The organism is Mycobacterium rhizamassiliense, from assembly GCF_900157375.1.
In the GTDB taxonomy this organism is placed as follows: domain Bacteria; phylum Actinomycetota; class Actinomycetes; order Mycobacteriales; family Mycobacteriaceae; genus Mycobacterium; species Mycobacterium rhizamassiliense.
The window spans coordinates 5,987,026-6,004,108 of sequence record NZ_LT721901.1; the positions used below are offsets into that span (position 1 = coordinate 5,987,026).

A 17,083-nucleotide genomic window follows, 5' to 3' on the forward strand; every position below is an offset into this window, starting at 1 on the left:
GTCAGTCGGCGAACGCGCTGGCGTTGGCCGTGATGAAATCCTCCACCGTCATCGGCTTCTTTCCGCCGACCCGTTCGACGATGTCGTTGGTACCCGCGAAGATCCCGTTGACGTAGTCGACCGCCACATGGCTGAGGTGCTGCGCCAAATACGACGGGAAGCCTTGGGATTTCAGCCATTCGATCCAGGTCGGGATGTCGGCGGGCTCGTAACGCACCGGGCGCCCCAGCGCCCGGGAGATGGCGTCGGCGATCTCGTAGTGGTTCATCTCGACGGGCCCGAAGAGCGGGTAGGTCTGTCCGGCATGCTCCTCCGGACGCTCCAGGATCGCGGCGATGACGCGACCCTGGTCTTCGGCCGCGATCGGGGCGTGCCGCCCGTTGCCGAATGGCAGCCGCAGCACACCCTCGTCACGGATCGACTTGGCCCCGAAGATGGTCAACCACTCCGCGAAATACGTGGGGCGTAAGTGCGTCACCGCCAGCGGCGACCAATCCAGTACCCGTTCGGCCAGCCAGTGCGTTCGCGCGGCGTCACTGGTGGCTCCACGCCGGGCCGAGATCTGCGACATGTTGACGACCGAGGTGACGCCGGCCTCGGCGGCGGCCTGCGCGAAAATGGTTGTCGTGTCGAGCAATCCCGGCTTGATCGGATAGACGAAGTAGGCAGCGTGCGCCCCTTCGGCGGCCGCGCGGACGGCGTCGATGTCGTTGAGATCTCCGGTAACGACCTCAGCGCCGCTATCACGCAGCGCCGCGGCGCGGTCGTCGAAACGGTGCACCAACGCCCGTACCTGATGCCCGCGTTCGAGCAGCAGCCGGGCGGCATGGCCGCCGGTCTTGCCGCCGGCTCCGGTGATCAGTACTGCGGATCGGGTGGATGAGGGCCGGATGGTCATGTGCGTGTCCCTTCTAATGCTTCTCCCGCCAGCGCAATTGCGGCTTCTCTCCACCATCTATCCTGACTAAACTAAAGTCAAGCCAGATGGAGAAGCTGGCTGGTCAGAAGTGAAGCCAGCACGTATGCTGACTGCGTGGATACACCGTCGGATGTGATGACTCTCGCCGGTCGGCTCGCCGACCGGGACAGCTTGAGCATCAGCGACTGGTGCCCCATCGAGCACGCACTCAAGCTCATCGGGACGCACTCGGCGCTGGTGCTGCTCCGCGAGGCGTTCTGGGGTGCGCGCCGCTTCGAGGATCTCACGCGCCGCGCCGGTGTCACCGAACAGATCGCGGCCAAGCGCCTCAAGCAGCTGGTCGACGGCGGGATCATGACCAAGCAGCCATATCAGCAGGCCGGGCAGCGCACCCGCTACGAGTACGTGCTCACCGAGCGCGGGCGCGCGCTTTTCCCGGTGCTGGTTAGCCTGATCGAGTTCGGGCGCGTAATGCAGGGCGGCTCCAAAGGCCTCGAGCTGGTGCATGGCGACGGGTGCGGCGCTGCCGTGGTGTCGCACGTGCAGTGCGCCGAAGGGCACGTTGTGCCGTTGGCCGAGACGCACGCACGCATCGCCCCCCGCGCGAAGCGGCGCTGAGAAATCGTCGTTAGCGCGTCGCGAGCGCGTGGGTTTGCGTTCATCTGACGGACGTCAATTCCGCGCCTGGCGTGCAGGCGTCGCTGCGAGACTCAAGTCCTGCGCGCCGCCGGAACATCGGTGCGATACTGCCATCACCTCTAGGGAGTAGGACTCACGATGACCGATCTCGATCAGACGCCCACCGACGGCATGTCCGCCACCGGTTCCCGACCGTCCGACCTGACTGAGCACTCCCGCACCGGGATGGGCGCCCCCGCCCTGCAGCGCGCGATCACCGATCACCTGCGCTACTCGATCGGCCGTCCGGCCGCGGCGCTGCGGCCCGAGCACTACTACCGGGCGCTCGCGCTGGCGGTGCGCGACCGCATGCAGGACCGCCGGGTGGCGTCGACCCAGACCTCGCTGGACCTCGGGCGCAAGGTGACCTGCTACCTGTCGGCCGAATTCCTGATGGGACCGCAGCTGGGCAACAATCTGCTGAACCTCGGCCTGGAGAGCGCCGCGAAATCCGCGCTGGCCGCGATGGGACAACGCCTCGACGAGGTACTGGCCTGCGAGGAGGAGCCAGGACTCGGCAACGGCGGTCTCGGCCGGCTGGCCGCGTGCTACCTGGACTCGCTGGCGACTCTGGAGCGCCCGGCCATCGGCTACGGAATCCGCTACGAATTCGGCATTTTCGACCAGGAGATCCACGACGGCTGGCAGGTCGAGCAGACAGACAACTGGCTGGACCGCGGAAACCCTTGGGAGATAGCCAAACCCGACGTCAACTATCTGGTCAAGTGGGGCGGCTACGTCGAGCGCTACCCCGACGACGCCGGCCGCGAGCGCTCCCGGTGGGTGCCCGGCTTGATGCTGAAGGGCACCGCCTTTGACACCCCCATCCAGGGCTACGGCGTCAACACCTGCAACGTGCTGACGCTGTGGAGCGCGCGGGCGGTCAAGTCGTTTGCGCTGGACGCCTTCAACACCGGCGACTACTACAAGGCGGTCGAAGACGAGGTGACCTCGGAGACGGTCACCAAGGTGCTCTACCCCAATGACGAGCCGGAAGCCGGCAAGCGGCTTCGTCTGCTGCAGCAGCATTTCTTCGTGTCCTGCTCGCTGCAGCACGTACTGCACATCATGGACGACCTGGCCGACGCGGGTGTGCGGGAGCTGCCCCAGCGATTCGCCCTGCAGCTCAACGACACTCACCCGTCTATCGGCGTCGCCGAGCTGATGCGACTGCTGATCGACGAGCGAGGACTGGAGTGGGAGGAGGCGTGGGAGATCACCGTCGCGACATTCGCCTACACCAACCACACCCTGCTTCCGGAAGCGCTCGAGACCTGGCCGCTGGAACTGTTCGGCGACTCGCTGCCGCGACACCTGGAGATCATTTACGAGATCAACCGACGTTTCCTCAACGAGGTGCGCACCCGATTCCTCGGCGACGCCGACCGCGTCCGCCGGATGTCGTTGATCGGCGAGGACGGTGGCAAGAACGTCCGGATGGCGCACTTGGCCACGGTCGGCAGCCACGCCATCAACGGCGTCGCCGCGCTGCACTCGGAACTGCTGAAAGAGAGTGTGCTCAAAGACTTCTTCGAAATGTGGCCAGAGCGGTTCAGCAACAAGACGAACGGCGTGACACCGCGGCGATTCCTGGCCCTGTCCAACCCCGGGCTGCGTGAGTTGCTGGACCGCACCATCGGGGACGGTTGGTTAACGGACCTCGGTAAGCTGCGTGGTCTGGAGCCGTTCGTCGACGACGCCTCCTTCCGCGAGCAGTGGCGCGATATCAAGCGCAACAACAAAGCGCGGCTGGCCAACTTCATCAAGGAGACGACCGGCGTCGAGTTGAACCCGCAGTGGATCTTCGACATTCAGGTCAAGCGGATCCACGAGTACAAGCGTCAGCACCTCAACGTGCTGCACATCATCGCGCTCTACTACCGGCTCAAGCAGAACCCCGAGCTGTCAATTCCGCCGCGCGCCTTCATCTTCGGCGGTAAGGCAGCGCCCGGATACTTCCTGGCCAAGCGAATCATCAAGCTGATCAACGCCGTCGGCGAGACGATCAACAATGACCCGGACGTCAACAAGTTCCTGAAGGTCGCGTTCATACCGAACTTCAACGTGCAAAACGCGCACATGATCTACCCGGCCGCCAACGTATCCGAGCAGATCTCGACCGCCGGCAAGGAAGCCTCGGGTACCGGCAACATGAAGTTCATGATCAACGGTGCGCTGACTGTCGGCACCCTCGATGGAGCCAACGTCGAGATTCGCGAAGAGGCCGGAGCGGAGAACTTCTTCCTGTTCGGCCTGACGGTCGACGAGGTCGAGGCACGCAAGGCAAGCGGTTACCGCCCAGCCGATTACATCGACAGCAACGACGAGTTGCGCGCGGTGCTGAATCTGATTGCGGACGGCACGTTCTCGCACGGCGACACCGAGGTGTTCCGGCCGCTGGTGGACAACCTGCGTTACGACGACCCCTTCCTGGTGTGCGCCGACTACGCCTCCTACGTGGAGTGCCAGGGCCGGGTCAGTGCGGCCTGGCTGGACGGGGAGTCGTGGACCAAGATGTCCATCCTGAATACCGCGCGCAGCGGCAAGTTCTCGTCAGACCGCGCCATCGCGGAGTATTGCGACGACATCTGGAAGGTCTGGCCACTGACGGTCAAGATCTGAGCCGTCAGCCGCGCTTATGTCTACAGCGAGTTGCTGTCATTGAGGCGTGGATCGCGGCCCTGGCGGCAATCTCGACAACGCAGGGCCATCGCTGGCACCGGCGGGTGCCGCGCTAGCGGGTCTCTTTGGCGACAAAGACGATGATGTAGCCCACCGGGATGCCGGTGTGCGACGCGATGCATTCGCGCGCGACCACGTCGACGGTCGCCCGGCGGCTTGCGCGTGCGACCGCGGCGATCTCCGGAACCCGGATGGACCACCCGTCGGCGTCACGGGTGATTTCGATGTCGAAGCACTGGCCGACCTTTGGGAAGGTCAGACGCTGAACACTGCGGGGCGATTGCGTCCGTCGCAGAGTGGGCTGAAGAGGCATCCGCATTTCCTGAGTCGACGATGAGCCGCGGGAAAGAATAATGCGAAACGGTGCCAAATGCCTAATCGAGCGTCATTGGTAGCCCGGCAAATCCGGTATGCCGCTGGCCGTCAACCAGCCACCGCCGTCGACCACCAGCACCGCACCGGTGACGTAGGACGCCGCATCGCTGGCCAGAAACAGCACCGCGTCGGCGATCTCGGTGGTCGAACCGATGCGCCGCAGCGGGTTCTGGATGGCGCGGTGCTGATTGTCGCCGGCGATTCGCCTGATGCCCTCGGTGCCCGACATCGCACCGGGGGCAACGACATTCACCCGGACGCCGCCGGGCCCCCACTCGATTGCACACGCGCGGGTGAACGCGTCGATGCCGGCCTTGGCGGAAACGACGTGCGCCTGCATGGCCATGCCGCGGTACTGGATGGCCGCGGTGATGTTCACTACCGCCCCGCCGTGATCGCACAGCCACAGCTCGTAGGCCGCCTTCGACACGTTGAACGTTCCCAGTAGGTCGATCTCGACGACGGCCTTGAACCCATTGGGGCTGAGGTCGCTGACCAGGGCGGGAAAGTTTCCGGCGGCGTTGTTCACGACAACGTCGAGCCGGCCGAACGTTTGCAGCACCTGCTCGACCACCGAGGTCACCTCGTCGAGGCGGCGGACGTCGCAGACGCCGTAGATGGCCTCGATCCCCTCTTCGCGCAGCCCCGCGACGGCCGCTTCGAGATTGGGCTCCTTGCGGCTGCAGATCGCCACGCGCGCGCCGTGCGCGCCCAGCACCCGGGCGACCTCCAGGCCCAACCCAGTGGCACCGCCGGTGACTAATGCCACCTTTCCGCCCAGCAGATCGGCCCGAAACGGGCTTTCTCGAGCGCTCACAATGGCCTCACCGACCCACTAGTACACGGACCAATAAATATTGGCAAGAAGGTCAATATTTGGGGCCGAATGAATACGCCACCGGTCTCCTAAAGACGCGCGGAAAGCCTACGATCTCGCCATGCCAATTCTTGGAAACGCAACAACCGTCGCCGCGCGGGTGAGCAGGTCCACGGGCAATGCATTGCGGGTACAGCTCACCACCGGTGACGGAACCGAATTGGGCCGGGCCCAACAAAAGGGCGGTGCCGCCGTACTGCTGGGGTTCAAGAACGGCGGCAGGGGCGACTACACGTTGTCCGGCGCCGCCGGGGACGAGCTGCGCATCGCGGTGGCCGGAACGACGACGATCGCCAGGGAAAACACACCCATCGGCAAGATCGTGCCGGCCGACGGGGCGGTGCGATTCGAAAGCGGCGGCGGCACCGTGATGGCGGCTGTCCGTCCGTACACCGGATCCAAGGCCGACACCGCCTGGCAGCATCGGATTGTCTCGCCGACCGGCCAGGAACTCGGCGTGCTCACGCTGATGACCGTCCACATCGGCTGGAGCGATATCGAGTCCGAGACCGTGCAATGGCTGCTCAATCAAAACGTCGGCAACCTGAAAGCGCCGTCGGCCGGAGCGTTACTTCAGCTAGGCGCGCCCGTCGCCCCGGAATTGGGCGACGTATTGGCCGCCGCCTGTGTCGACTTCTCGGTGTTGCCCCGCGGGTATATCGGCTAAAGCCCGTTCACCGCGACAACGGCTTATAGAAGACCAAGCCGTTGCCCTTGTTGTCGTAAACGACCGCACGGCGTTCGTGGGCGTCGTCGTACGGGGCCTTCACGATGCCCCCACCGCTGGCCTCGACCGCCTTGGCCGCGGCGTCGACATCGGCGGTCTTGATCCCGACGACGACCTGCCCCGGTATCGGGTGATCGACCGCGGTCGCCAGGGCGACGGTGATCGGCCCGCCGTCGAGGGCCGCGAAGTGCGCGCCGTCGCGAAACTTCAGCGCCATCCCCAACGTCTCGCTGTAAAAGCGGATCGACTCGTCCAAATCGTCGGTCGACAAAATGATCATCTTCGCTTCGTGATCGCTCATCGGCGCCTCCTGTAGTAGTGGTGGTTATCCGATCACACCTGGTTGAATCCGCCGTCGGCGGTGACGGTCGAGCCGGTGATGAAGCTGGACAGGTCGCTGGCCAAAAAGACTGCGGCATTGGCGATTTCGACGGGGTCAGCGAAGCGGCCCAGCGGGATGGTGGTGACGCGCTCGGCGCGGAACTCCTCGATGGAGACGTCGGGGTTGGTCTGAGCCGCCAACGTGTTGCTGCCGGGGGTGGCAGTGGACCCGGCGACGACGACGTTGACGCGGATCTTGCGGTCGGCCAGTTCGTTGGCCCACGCGCGGGCGAGTGACCGTACGGCGGCCTTGCTGGCGGCGTAGATGCTCATGCCGGCGCGGCCGCGGTCGGCGGTGGTGGACCCGATCAAGATGACCGAGGCGCCGGCGTTGAGCAGCGATAGCGCTTTCTGCACCGTGTACACCACGCCTTTGACGTTGGTGGTCAGCAACGCGTTGAGGTCGTCCTCGGTGATCTCCCCTAACGGGGCCACCCGGGTGAAACCGGCGTTGGCCACCACGATGTCGAGGCCGTTGCCGGCAGCGGCGACCTCGGCGTAGAGCCGATCGAGGTCGGCGGGCTCCCCGACATCACCGCGCACCGCGACGGCGTTCGGGCCGAGTTCGCCCACGGCCGTGTCGAGTTCGGCCTGCCGGCGGCCGGTGACGAACACCCTCGCGGCGCCTTCGGCGATGAACCGTTGGGCGGTGGCCAGCCCGATCCCGGAGTTGCCGCCGGTGATCACGGCGGTCTTGTTGTCGAGCAGTCCCATCGCGATGTCCTGGCGCCGCTACGACGTACCGGCTGGGGCCAGCATCTCCTTCCAGCCGTCGTCGCCAGTTTTGGTGGAGTTCTGCACGGAGTATTTGACGCCGTCGGGTCCCACCAGCTCACCGCTTTGCGGGCTGTATACCGCAGACGGAGGTCCGCCCGGGGTGTACACGCACGGGTTGGGCTGCTGGCCGTTGCACTGCACCGAGCCGGTTTTCGGCCGGGTCAGCGGGTCGCTGGTCGGCGGCGGCGTCCCCGACACGCGATCCGACGGCGCCGGGTTCATGCCGTTGTTGACCGACGGCGCCGGGATCACCATGCCCGGTCGCACGGACTGGTCACAACGCGCCGAGGGGGCCGGGCAGGTCAGGATCTGGTTCGGGTCGCCGTACCACGGGTTCGTGCCGGCGGGCACGTACGGCTTGGGGTCGCGGCACTCCCGCGGCGACGCGGCCCGCTTGCCCGGGATGTCGACACACGGGATGTTGCGGGCGCCACGCACGCCGTTGGCCGGGGTGTCCATCGGGATCTTGCAGTAGGTGCCCGTGGGCAACGGTTGCATGCTGGTGTCGGCCGGGGACCGCCATTCGTGCGCCGGAATGAAACCCGTCAGGCAAGGCGGCGGCTGGTTGATCGACAACGCCAGGTCCAGCGCGGCTTGGTTCGGGAATGGCAGCGCGGCTGTCTCCGTGATCGACGCGCCCTGCGGCAGGTACACCAGGATCTGCTCCAGGCCGGTGTGGTAGCGCTTCAGCAAATCGTTGACGACTTCGAGGTTCGCCAGCAGCTGGGGCAGCGAGTCGCGGATGTCGCCGAACACCGAGTTCACCTGATCGGCGGTCGGGGCCGCCTGGGACAGCAGGCTTTTCAGGCTCTGATCTTGTTGGGCCGACTGGGCGCCCAGGGAGTTGAGGTTGCGCGCCCAGCGCTCGATGGCGGCACCGGATTTGACTTGACTGTCCAGGATGGGCCCGGAGTTGCGGATGATGTCGTTGACGTCGGTGATATTGGTCTTGGTGTCGCCGACGATCGCCTGGGTGGAGTCGACCAGTCGTTGCAGGGCCGGGCCCAACCCGCCGACGGATTCTGCGGTCTCATCGAGCAACTTGCCGATCTTGTCCTTGGGCAACGCCTCGAGCCCACGATTGGCCGTGTCCAGCGCCGGCCCGATCTCCGCAGGTACCGTGCCCTTGGCGATGGTCTGTCCGTCGGACAGGTACTTCCCCGGATTCCCGGCGGACACCAAGTCCAGGAACTGCTCGCCGACCGCCGAGACCGAATGCACGTTGGCGACCGCGTCGGCCGGGATCTTGTAGTGGCTGTCAATGCTCATCGTCGCCTGGACGCCGCGCTCGGTCGGTTCGACGTCGGTGACCTTGCCGATCGTCACACCGCGAAACGTCACATTGGCCGTCGGGTACAGACCGCCCGACGCGGGCAGCTCGGCCTTGAGTTGGTATCGGCCGATCCCGGCGAGGCTTGGCACCTGTAGGTAGTAGACGCCCAACACCAGCAGCGAAATTATCGTCAGGATTCCGAACGCGATCAGCTGGCGAATCTCGAAACGAGTTATCACCATGAACCGTGAACCCTCCCGTCCGGACCGCCCTCGGGCTGGCAAACACAAAAACGCGTGTTGTCAGGATCGCACATCCTGGGCGCGCGGCGTGATCAGACTCGATAACCGTCCAGGAACCCGGTCAATCCGGTCGGTTGATGTTCGCCCATGTGGAATTCTTCGAGCACGCCGATTCCGACCCGCTCACCCATCCGCGCCCGCACCAAATTCTGCAGGTGGACCGACGACAGTTCCAAGGGATCGAAATCATCGACCCTGATTGATTCTCTGCCCGTTTCCGCCTGCCCGTGATTGCTGCCGTGAGTCCAATGCGGGTGCAGGTAGCCGATCCCCCGCATCCGGAAGGTCGTGAGCTTCTCCAGTTCGACCAGCGTGTGGCCGTCCACGGGATCGTCGAATCGCAAACGGGCGCTTCGCATCTCGCGGCGGCCCGGCTCCCACTCAATCTCGTAGGCGATGCCACCGCATTCGCGGACCCCCGTGCGGCTCCACGGCGTGACGTCCGCCCCGACCGGCTCCAGCACCAGCGCCGTCTGCAGCCAACGCGAGCCGTCAGCGTTCTCGTGCAGAGCCAGATGGGTGTAGCGGTCTTCGAAATGCAAAGGCGCCCAGAGCCAAAAGACCTGAGGCAGCTGGAACGCCCGGTTGGTGGCGATCTGCTCGCCGACCGGACGCACACCCCAGGAGCGGTCCCTGGTTCCCGACACCCGCTCCGGATGGATCTCGATGCGGGTGCCGTCGACGGTGATCTGACCCTGCCACGCGCCCCACTGGGTCAACCGGGTGTGATCGGTGAGCACGATGCCTTCCGGCGAGAGCCTGCGCTGCCTCGGCTCCTCGATCGCGACGGTGGTCGCGGTGAAGGTCAGGTCGGCCTCGATTCCGTGCTCGTTGGGGCCCACGACAAAGCGCAGCCGCCGCATCGGTTCGAGCACGTCGATGCGGATGGGGCCGACCACCGTGGAGCGGTCCGTCGGCATCGCTCCAGAGCTGAAGATCGAATGCTGCACCCCGTCGACCACGATGCTGAACGCGGCGTCGATGACGCCGCGCACCGGGTAGTGGCCCATGGCGGCGCCGAACATGAATTGGCCGTCCCGGTCGTGCCCGTTGAACCAGTACCGGTCGTAGTGGTTCGGATCGGCGCTGGCCGGGTGGGCGATCGGGTCGGCCGAGGGATGAATGGGAAAGTCGTCGTAGGGACTGAGCATGTGGCTCCTAACGCCTATTCGGTCCCGGCGGCTGGAACTGATTGCGTTCCAGCACAGGGCTTTTCGCTAGCCGAAAGCCTGCGTCAGGGTGTTCATGTCGAAGTAGTCGCGCCACGCCACGATCTTGTCGTCGGCGACCTCGAACACGCCGGTGACCGGGAGCTCGATGGACTTGCCGGCCTTGGTGCGCATGATGTCGGTGCGCTCGTTGAAAACCAGGTTTCCCTCGCTGACTTGGCGGTGTACGACGAAGTCGATTCCGTCCAGGGTCGCAAAGAAGTTTTCGATGAACGCCCGGATCGCCTCGCGGCCCCGCACGGCTTCCATCGGAATGTTGTGGTAGACAGCATCTTCGGCCAGATATTCCGTGATCTTGGCGGCGTCGGGCGAAGACCACAGCGCACAGAATTGCGTGACGAGCTCAGCCGGCGAACGTGACATTCCGATCTCCTTTGGTCGGTTATCCGCGTCGATCTTCGCATGCGGACTTGCGCTGCGGCATAGTGCACGGCAACGTACTGTAAGGTCTAGCCAGCCCCAGGGCGCAGCGGTACTCTTCCGTACACGCCGGAGCAAAGGACGAGGATGATCAGTTTCAGTTTGGGTGTGTACGCGTTCCTCACCCTCCTTTTTCTTGCGCTGGCCATACTGTTCGCGGTTATCGCGACCTTTTACGTATGCCGGTTGGAGCGCCGGCCTGCAAATCCCATAGGCGACGAAATCGGCAGCGCCAAAACGGTTCTGCGTAAAGTCCGCAAAGACGAGCCTATATCGGCGGAAGAGTTGGATTACGCGAAGGAAATCGTCGGCATTCGTAGCTCCGCGCTGACGTTCTCCATCCCGGCTACTTTGTTCTCTTTGGGATGCTTTTACGTGTTCGGCAGTCTCTACCACCTGCATGGAGCCACGCCGTCGGAGCGGACGTTTCTCGGGGTGTTCCCGATGTTGGCCTCGATGAACTTCACGACGCAGATTCTGCGCAGTATCCGGATGAAAAGACGTCTGCAGAAATTGCCCTGAGGCGGCAGTAGGCATCTGGTGCGTACCCCACGTAAGTACATGCAAAGGCCTTCGCGGTCGCGCTCCGGCCGCACTGCCGATAGTGTCTTTGAACGGTCATCGACGGTAAATAAATGGACCGGTCGGGGAATGAAAATACGAGGTCTGGGGGGATTTCGAAAGGTGATCGAATGAGTCCTCGTCTAAGGGGCAGGACCATCTTGGCGCGAACCTGGATGCCGTTGGTTGCCGTCGTGGTCGTCAGCGTCGGGGCGGTGGCCATGTGGAAGGTGCATCAGTTCTCCGATCCGCCTCCCGTCGTCACCGTCAACGAGCCGGCAGCACCTCCGGAATTCAGCATCAAACGGATCGACTATGAGGTGTTCGGCTCCGCCGGGAGCGGGGGGATGCTCGTCTGGGTGGACTACAACGGGCATCCACATCAGGTCGATCTCACTGCGATGCCCTGGTCGCACCACGAGGAGACCACGCTCACCGTGGTGTCGGGCAGCATCTCGGCGCAGGTTCATGGCGGTCAAGTCGGCTGCCGGCTGCGGGTGAATGGCGTTGTCCGCGCTGAACAGACCGATGACCATCAGGATGCCCACGTCTTCTGCCTGGTGAAGTCCGCATGAGTGAGCATCGGACGGAAACTCCGGTGAAGCGACCCTTCGTCCCCAGAATGGTCCGCGCCTTCGCAATACCGATCATTGCCTTTTGGGGCCTGCTCGCCGTGTCGACGAACACCTTCATGCCGCAGGTAGAGCGGGTCGCAGAAGAACTCGCGGGGCCGGTAGTTCCGCATTACGCGCCGTCGCAGCGAGCGTTGCTGTCCATCGGCGCGAAGTTCCAGGAGTCGAATTCGACCAGCCTGGCCATGGTTGTGCTGGAGGCCAACCGGCCGCTGGGCGACCAAGACCATCAGTACTACGACGAGTTGATGCGCCGACTCTTGCACGACACCAACCACGTGCAGTCCGCCATCGATCTATGGGGGAAGCCGATCACCGCGGCAGGGGCGCAGAGCCTCGACGGCAAGTGCACCTACGTGCTGTTGCGCCTCGCAGGCGATATCGGCCAAATGCAGGCCAACCAGTCTGTGGCCGCCGTGCGAAATATCGTCGCGAAGGACACACCGCCGCCCGGGCTCAAGGTCTACGTCAGCGGCGCGGCACCGCTTGCCTCGGACACGGTGGCTATTGCGAACAACAGCCTGAACAACATCACGATCGTGACGATCTTCCTGATCCTCGGGATGTTGCTGCTGGTGTATCGCTCCATCGTCACCCTGTTTGTGCCGTTGGCCGGCGTCCTGTTCGAGATGCTGGTCGCAAAGGGGGTTATCGCAACCCTGGGGCATCTCGGCTACATCGAGCTTTCGTCATTCGCCGTGAACATCGTCATCGCGCTAACCCTAGGAGCGGGAACTGATTACGGCATCTTCCTGATAGGGCGCTATCACGAGGCGCGGCACGACGGCGAGGGCAGGGAGGAGGCGTTTTACACCGCCTATAAGAGTGTCACGCCGGTCATCCTCGGCTCGGGGCTGACGATCGCGGGAGCGTGTTACTGCCTGACTTTCGCGCGACTGAACTACTTCCACACGATGGGCCCCGCCGTTGCCATCAGCATGCTCTTCACCATCGCGGCGGCACTGACGCTCGGCCCGGCCTTCTTGACCGTGGGCACCCTTTTCGGGCTTTTCGACCCGAAGAGCAAGGCCAAAGCGCATCTGTATCGGCGGATCGGAACGAGCGTGGTCCGGTGGCCGGTGCCGATTCTGGTGGCCAGTACCGCCGCCGTCGTGCTCGGGGGGATCTTCGTGCCGACGTATAAGCAGAACTACGACGACCGTCAGTACCAGCCGCACAATTCGCCCGCCAATGTGGGTTTCCAGGCGGCCGATCGGCACTTCCCGAAGAGCAAGCTGTTTTCTGAGATGCTGATGATCGAGTCGGATCACGATCTGCGAAATTCGGCCGACTTCATCTCGCTGGACCGCGCGGCCAAGGCCCTCGAGCGTCTCCCCGGCGTCGCGATGGTACAAAGCATCACCAGGCCGATGGGCCGAGCCTTGGAACACGCCACCATCCCCTACCTCTTCACCACGCAGGGCAGCGCCAACGGTCAACAGCTCCCGTTCACCAAGCAGCAGAACGCCAATACCAGCGAGCAGGCACAGATCACCGACCACACCGTCGCCGTCCTGCGCAAGGAGATCGGCTTCTTCCAGACGGTGTCGGATGAGCTTCATAAGACAGTGCTCACGTTGCAGGATACGCAGCAGGTCACCGACGAGCTGCGGTCGAACCTGGCCAACCTCGAGGATTTCTTCCGGCCGTTGCGCAGCTATTTCTATTGGGAGAAGCACTGTTTCGACATCCCCGTGTGCTACGCATTCCGATCTCTGTTCGAGTCGGTCGACGGCCTCGACCAACTGGCCGACGATATCAAGGACGCCGTCGTGTCCCTTGAGGTCGTAGACAGGACCTTCCCCCAAATCATCACCCAGCTCAAACTGACGGCCGACGACTCGGAAGCCTTGGCGAAGCTGTTGGTCAGCACCTACGGTCAGTCGTCGTTGCAATCCACCCAGACCGATCAGACATATGACGACTCGATCAACGTGGGGCTCGATTTCGACGCGGCCCGCAGTGACGACTTCTTCTACATTCCCCATGAGGGTTTCGACAACGAGGACGTCAAGACGGGCATGAAGCTGCTGATGTCACCGGACGGCAAGGCTGCCCGGTTCATCGTCACACACACCGGGGACGCAAATGGCCCAGAAGGCGTGCAGCACGTCGAACAGTTCCCCGATGCCATCACCGCGGCACTCAAGGAAACGTCGCTGGCCGGCGCACGCGTTTACATCGGCGGTTCGGGATCAACCAATAAGGACATCAAGCAATATGCGATGTCCGATCTGCTGATCGTGGCGATCGCCGCCTTCGTGCTGATCTTTTTGATCATGTTGTCCCTGACGCGAAGCCTGATGGCCGCCATGGTCATTCCCCTCACGGTGGCCTTCTCCTACGCCGGAGCGTTCGGGCTCTCCATACTGGTCTGGCAACACCTGATTGGCCTGCCCTTGCATTGGTTGATCTTGCCGCTCACGTTCATCATCCTGGTGGCGGTGGGTTCCGACTACAACCTGCTGCTGATCCTTCGCGTCAAAGAGGAGCTGCACGCCGGCATCCACACGGGACTCATTCGCGCACTGGGTAGTACGGGCGGTGTGGTGACGTCGGCGGGTCTGGTGTTCGCCTTCACCATGTTGGCAATGCTGACCAGCGATTTGCGCACGGTCGGCCAGGTGGGCTCGACGGTGTGCATCGGTCTGCTACTCGACACGCTGATCGTGCGCTCGTTCGTGGTGCCGGCCATCCTGCGGATCCTCGGGCCCTGGTTCTGGTGGCCGACGCTGGTGCGGAGCCGCCCGCTGCGGCAGGCCTAGGGAAGTTCCAGAGCCTGCGCGGCGTTACTGGGTTCGTGACGGTAACGGGCTTTCACGAAGGCGAACTGGCGACGCAACGCCGAGCCGGTGTCGAGGCCGAGGCCAAGCGCCTGGAAAGGATGCTCGACGGGTCCCGGCTATCCGACGGCGCCACGAAGTTCCTGAGGTCGCTCCGGTTTGCCGCTATCACCGGGCGCGACAGTGACGGGGCGCTGTGGGTTTCTCCGCTGTCCGGGCAGCCGGGGTTCCTGCGCGGCGACGGCGACACGTTGGAAATCTCGGCCGTTCTGCGCGAGGGCGATCCGCTGCATCGGATGCCGATCGGCCAACAGGTCGGCCTGATCGCCATCGATTTCGGCACCCGGCGCAGGTTGCGGATCAACGGCTTCCTGGTCGACGCCGCCGACGGCGGCATGACGGTGCGCGTCGACCAGGCATACGGAAATTGCCCCAAGTACATTCACCCCCACGAAGTCAGCGTCTCCGCAGAAGCCACCGCTGCCGCCGATATACCCAGGTGCGCAACGTCTTTGAGCACGGCTGACCGCGCGATGATCGCCGCGGCCGACACTTTCTTCCTGGGAACCACGCACCCCACCCGGGGCAGCGATGCCTCACACCGCGGCGGCCCGCCCGGATTCGTGCGGGTCGACTCCCCCGACCGCTTGTGGTGGCCAGACTTCCCGGGCAACAACATGTTCAACAGCTTCGGCAATCTGGCCGTCGACGACGAGGCCGCCCTGTTGTTCGTCGACTTCCATACGGGCGCCGCAGTGCACCTGTCCGGTACCGCGCAGGTGCAGTGGACCACGCCCGGCGCGGACGGCGACGATGGGGGCGTAGGTCGCCGCGTCGTGTTTTCGGTCGGTTCGGTTGTCGCCTTGGGAGATTCGCCGGGCGTCAAGTGACGCCGAACGCGAGTACAGTTGCCCGATGGCTGTAGCTCAGTCGAATGAGCGCATGATCGCCGGAGTCGCCGCCGCGGCGATATCGCTCGGCGTGGCCGAGCTGGTGGGCGTCCCGTTCAGCTCGCGGGCCAATGCTCGCACCGCGGTCGGGTCGGCGGTCGTCGACCTGACACCCGGGCCGGTTAAAGAGTGGGCAATCCAGACCCTCGGCTCACTGGACAAGCTGTTCCTGTCCTTCGCCGTGCTTGTGGCCATCGCCACGATCGCCGCGATCGCCGGCACCCTCGAGACGCGGCGCCGCCCGGTCGGCAGTGCGATGATCGCCGCGGCGGGCGTCCTCGGATGCGTCGCCGTGCTGTCACGGCAGGGCGCCACGTTGCTCGACACGATCCCCACCCTTGCGGGCACCGCCTGCGGCGTCGCGGCGCTACGCCTGCTCACCCGCCGGTTCTGGCCCGACACGACAGAAGCGGAGGGCGGCGCCGATCGTGACGAGCCGGACGCGCGCAGGCGCGCCTGGCTCATGTACGGGGTCCTCGGGTTCGGCTTGGCGAGCGGGGTGGCGGGTGCGCTCGTCACACGGTTAGTGAATTCCGTGGCCGCCGATCGCATGGCCTTGACGCTTCCCATGCCGCGGAGATCGGCACCGCCGATACCCGCCGGTGTGCAACCGAAGGGTGTTGCGCTACCGAGCTTCATCACCACTAGCGGCGACTTCTACCGGGTGGACACGGCACTCAGCGTCCCCCAACTCAGCCACACCGACTGGCGGCTGCGTATCCACGGCATGGTGGACCACGAGGCCACCTACGGCTTCGGTGATCTCGCCCGCTTCGACGTCGTCGAGATGGTGACCACATTGGCCTGCGTGTCGAATCCCGTTGGAGGGAAGCTCATTTCGACGGGCGTCTGGACGGGCTATCGGCTGGCCGATCTGCTGGCGGCTGCCGGGGTACACGCGGATGCCGACATGGTGCTGTCTACATCGATCGACGGGTTCACCGCCGGCACGCCCGTGCAGGCGCTCACCGACGGCCGGGAAGCCCTCCTCGCGGTTGGCCTCAACGGCCAGCCACTACCTGTCGAGCATGGCTACCCGGCCCGGCTGGTGGTGCCCGGGCTGTATGGATATGTGTCGGCCACCAAGTGGGTCGTCGATTTGGAGCTGACCCGCTTCGACCGAGCACAGGCGTACTGGACACGGTTCGGCTGGGCAGCGCGTGCGCCCATCAAGACCGAGTCCCGGATCGACGTGCCGAGAGCCGACCAGCGGCTGCCCGCGGGACCCGTGGTGTTCGGCGGCGTCGCGTGGGCACAGAATCGCGGTGTGCGCGCCGTGGAGGTCATGATCGACGACGGCGGGTGGCAGCCCGCCGAACAGGGCGCGAGCTATTCCAACGAGACGTGGCGGTTATGGAGCTTCCCCTGGGAGGCGAATACACCTGGGAGACACAAGATCACGGTGCGCGCCACCGACAACACCGGTGCGGTCCAAACTGCGGATCGGGTCGGGAGCGTCCCGGATGGGGCCACCGGCTGGCACACGGTGGAGTTCACCGTGGCCGGGGCCTGAAGCG

The 17,083-nt window shown here is 64.6% G+C and carries 16 protein-coding genes; 8 read left to right on the forward strand and 8 right to left on the reverse strand.

Annotated features, from left to right (window positions below):
• Position 1: 1 nt before the first annotated feature.
• Positions 2–898 carry an NmrA family NAD(P)-binding protein gene (locus MRAB57_RS28265; protein WP_077090266.1) on the reverse strand — a complete coding sequence of 299 codons (897 nt, stop codon included), beginning with the start codon at positions 896–898 and terminating at the stop codon, positions 2–4.
• 156 nt (positions 899–1,054) lie between these two features.
• Between MRAB57_RS28265 and MRAB57_RS28270 the strand changes: the two genes are divergently transcribed.
• Together MRAB57_RS28270 and MRAB57_RS28275 are read left to right on the forward strand one after the other, a co-directional pair.
• The gene (locus tag MRAB57_RS28270) at positions 1,055–1,537 is read left to right on the forward strand and encodes a winged helix-turn-helix transcriptional regulator (RefSeq protein ID WP_077090267.1); all 483 of its coding nucleotides are present in this window, start codon (positions 1,055–1,057) and stop codon (positions 1,535–1,537) included.
• Between the two features lie 192 nt (positions 1,538–1,729).
• Entirely contained in the window at positions 1,730–4,219 is a 2,490-nt protein-coding gene (locus MRAB57_RS28275; protein WP_077090942.1) for a glycogen/starch/alpha-glucan phosphorylase, read from the forward strand.
• A 112-nt stretch (positions 4,220–4,331) separates the two neighbouring features.
• Here MRAB57_RS28275 and MRAB57_RS28280 read toward each other — a convergent pair whose 3' ends face one another.
• Together MRAB57_RS28280 and MRAB57_RS28285 are read right to left on the reverse strand one after the other, a co-directional pair.
• Entirely contained in the window at positions 4,332–4,538 is a 207-nt protein-coding gene (locus MRAB57_RS28280; RefSeq protein ID WP_077090943.1) for a long chain fatty acid-CoA synthetase Faa4p, read from the reverse strand.
• A gap of 126 nt (positions 4,539–4,664) precedes the next feature.
• Positions 4,665–5,471: an SDR family oxidoreductase gene (locus tag MRAB57_RS28285; RefSeq protein ID WP_077090268.1), complete on the reverse strand. Its 807-nt coding sequence runs from the start codon at positions 5,469–5,471 to the stop codon at positions 4,665–4,667.
• Positions 5,472–5,592: 121 nt separating this feature from the next.
• Here MRAB57_RS28285 and MRAB57_RS28290 point away from each other — a divergent pair, with 121 nt between their 5' ends.
• Positions 5,593–6,198, forward strand: a complete 606-nt coding sequence (locus MRAB57_RS28290) for a hypothetical protein (protein WP_157900674.1) — start codon at positions 5,593–5,595, stop codon at positions 6,196–6,198.
• 7 nt (positions 6,199–6,205) lie between these two features.
• Here the strand turns inward: MRAB57_RS28290 and MRAB57_RS28295 are convergent, their stop codons facing one another.
• From MRAB57_RS28295 to MRAB57_RS28315, 5 genes are all read right to left on the reverse strand, one after another.
• Complete coding sequence (locus MRAB57_RS28295; protein ID WP_077090270.1) at positions 6,206–6,559, reverse strand: VOC family protein; 354 nt, start codon at positions 6,557–6,559, stop codon at positions 6,206–6,208.
• Positions 6,560–6,591: 32 nt separating this feature from the next.
• A complete protein-coding gene (locus tag MRAB57_RS28300) occupies positions 6,592–7,353 on the reverse strand; it encodes an SDR family NAD(P)-dependent oxidoreductase (RefSeq protein WP_077090271.1) in 762 nt (253 codons plus the stop codon).
• 18 nt (positions 7,354–7,371) lie between these two features.
• Entirely contained in the window at positions 7,372–8,931 is a 1,560-nt protein-coding gene (locus tag MRAB57_RS28305) for an MlaD family protein (protein WP_108638028.1), read from the reverse strand.
• 92 nt (positions 8,932–9,023) lie between these two features.
• Positions 9,024–10,142, reverse strand: a complete 1,119-nt coding sequence (locus tag MRAB57_RS28310; RefSeq protein ID WP_077090272.1) for an Rv3169 family protein — start codon at positions 10,140–10,142, stop codon at positions 9,024–9,026.
• 66 nt (positions 10,143–10,208) lie between these two features.
• Complete coding sequence (locus MRAB57_RS28315) at positions 10,209–10,583, reverse strand: limonene-1,2-epoxide hydrolase family protein (RefSeq protein WP_077090273.1); 375 nt, start codon at positions 10,581–10,583, stop codon at positions 10,209–10,211.
• A 144-nt stretch (positions 10,584–10,727) separates the two neighbouring features.
• On the opposite strand from MRAB57_RS28315, the gene MRAB57_RS28320 reads away from it, so the two are divergent.
• From MRAB57_RS28320 to MRAB57_RS28340, 5 genes are all read left to right on the forward strand, one after another.
• A complete protein-coding gene (locus MRAB57_RS28320) occupies positions 10,728–11,162 on the forward strand; it encodes a hypothetical protein (RefSeq protein WP_077090274.1) in 435 nt (144 codons plus the stop codon).
• A 170-nt stretch (positions 11,163–11,332) separates the two neighbouring features.
• A complete protein-coding gene (locus MRAB57_RS28325; protein ID WP_108638029.1) occupies positions 11,333–11,776 on the forward strand; it encodes an MmpS family transport accessory protein in 444 nt (147 codons plus the stop codon).
• On the forward strand, positions 11,773–14,598 hold the full coding sequence (locus tag MRAB57_RS28330) for an MMPL/RND family transporter (protein ID WP_077090275.1): 2,826 nt from the start codon (positions 11,773–11,775) through the stop codon (positions 14,596–14,598). Before MRAB57_RS28325 ends, MRAB57_RS28330 begins: the two co-directional genes overlap by 4 nt.
• 35 nt (positions 14,599–14,633) lie before the next feature.
• Positions 14,634–15,506, forward strand: a complete 873-nt coding sequence (locus MRAB57_RS28335; RefSeq protein ID WP_077090946.1) for a pyridoxamine 5'-phosphate oxidase family protein — start codon at positions 14,634–14,636, stop codon at positions 15,504–15,506.
• Positions 15,507–15,531: 25 nt separating this feature from the next.
• Positions 15,532–17,079 (forward strand): molybdopterin-dependent oxidoreductase, encoded by a 1,548-nt coding sequence (locus MRAB57_RS28340; RefSeq protein ID WP_077090276.1) that lies wholly within the window; start codon positions 15,532–15,534, stop codon positions 17,077–17,079.
• The last annotated feature ends 4 nt before the right edge of the window (positions 17,080–17,083 follow it).

Excerpts from the sequence above, each read along its gene's own strand:
- MRAB57_RS28265 (WP_077090266.1), bottom strand. The coding sequence starts at position 898 with ATGACCATCCGGCCCTCATCCACCCGATCCGCAGTACTGATCACCGGA.
- MRAB57_RS28270 (WP_077090267.1), top strand. The coding sequence starts at position 1,055 with ATGACTCTCGCCGGTCGGCTCGCCGACCGGGACAGCTTGAGCATCAGC.
- MRAB57_RS28275 (WP_077090942.1), top strand. The coding sequence starts at position 1,730 with ATGTCCGCCACCGGTTCCCGACCGTCCGACCTGACTGAGCACTCCCGC.
- MRAB57_RS28290 (WP_157900674.1), top strand. The coding sequence starts at position 5,593 with ATGCCAATTCTTGGAAACGCAACAACCGTCGCCGCGCGGGTGAGCAGG.
- MRAB57_RS28295 (WP_077090270.1), bottom strand. The coding sequence starts at position 6,559 with ATGAGCGATCACGAAGCGAAGATGATCATTTTGTCGACCGACGATTTG.
- MRAB57_RS28300 (WP_077090271.1), bottom strand. The coding sequence starts at position 7,353 with ATGGGACTGCTCGACAACAAGACCGCCGTGATCACCGGCGGCAACTCC.
- MRAB57_RS28305 (WP_108638028.1), bottom strand. The coding sequence starts at position 8,931 with ATGGTGATAACTCGTTTCGAGATTCGCCAGCTGATCGCGTTCGGAATC.
- MRAB57_RS28310 (WP_077090272.1), bottom strand. The coding sequence starts at position 10,142 with ATGCTCAGTCCCTACGACGACTTTCCCATTCATCCCTCGGCCGACCCG.
- MRAB57_RS28315 (WP_077090273.1), bottom strand. The coding sequence starts at position 10,583 with ATGTCACGTTCGCCGGCTGAGCTCGTCACGCAATTCTGTGCGCTGTGG.
- MRAB57_RS28320 (WP_077090274.1), top strand. The coding sequence starts at position 10,728 with ATGATCAGTTTCAGTTTGGGTGTGTACGCGTTCCTCACCCTCCTTTTT.
- MRAB57_RS28325 (WP_108638029.1), top strand. The coding sequence starts at position 11,333 with ATGAGTCCTCGTCTAAGGGGCAGGACCATCTTGGCGCGAACCTGGATG.
- MRAB57_RS28330 (WP_077090275.1), top strand. The coding sequence starts at position 11,773 with ATGAGTGAGCATCGGACGGAAACTCCGGTGAAGCGACCCTTCGTCCCC.
- MRAB57_RS28340 (WP_077090276.1), top strand. The coding sequence starts at position 15,532 with ATGGCTGTAGCTCAGTCGAATGAGCGCATGATCGCCGGAGTCGCCGCC.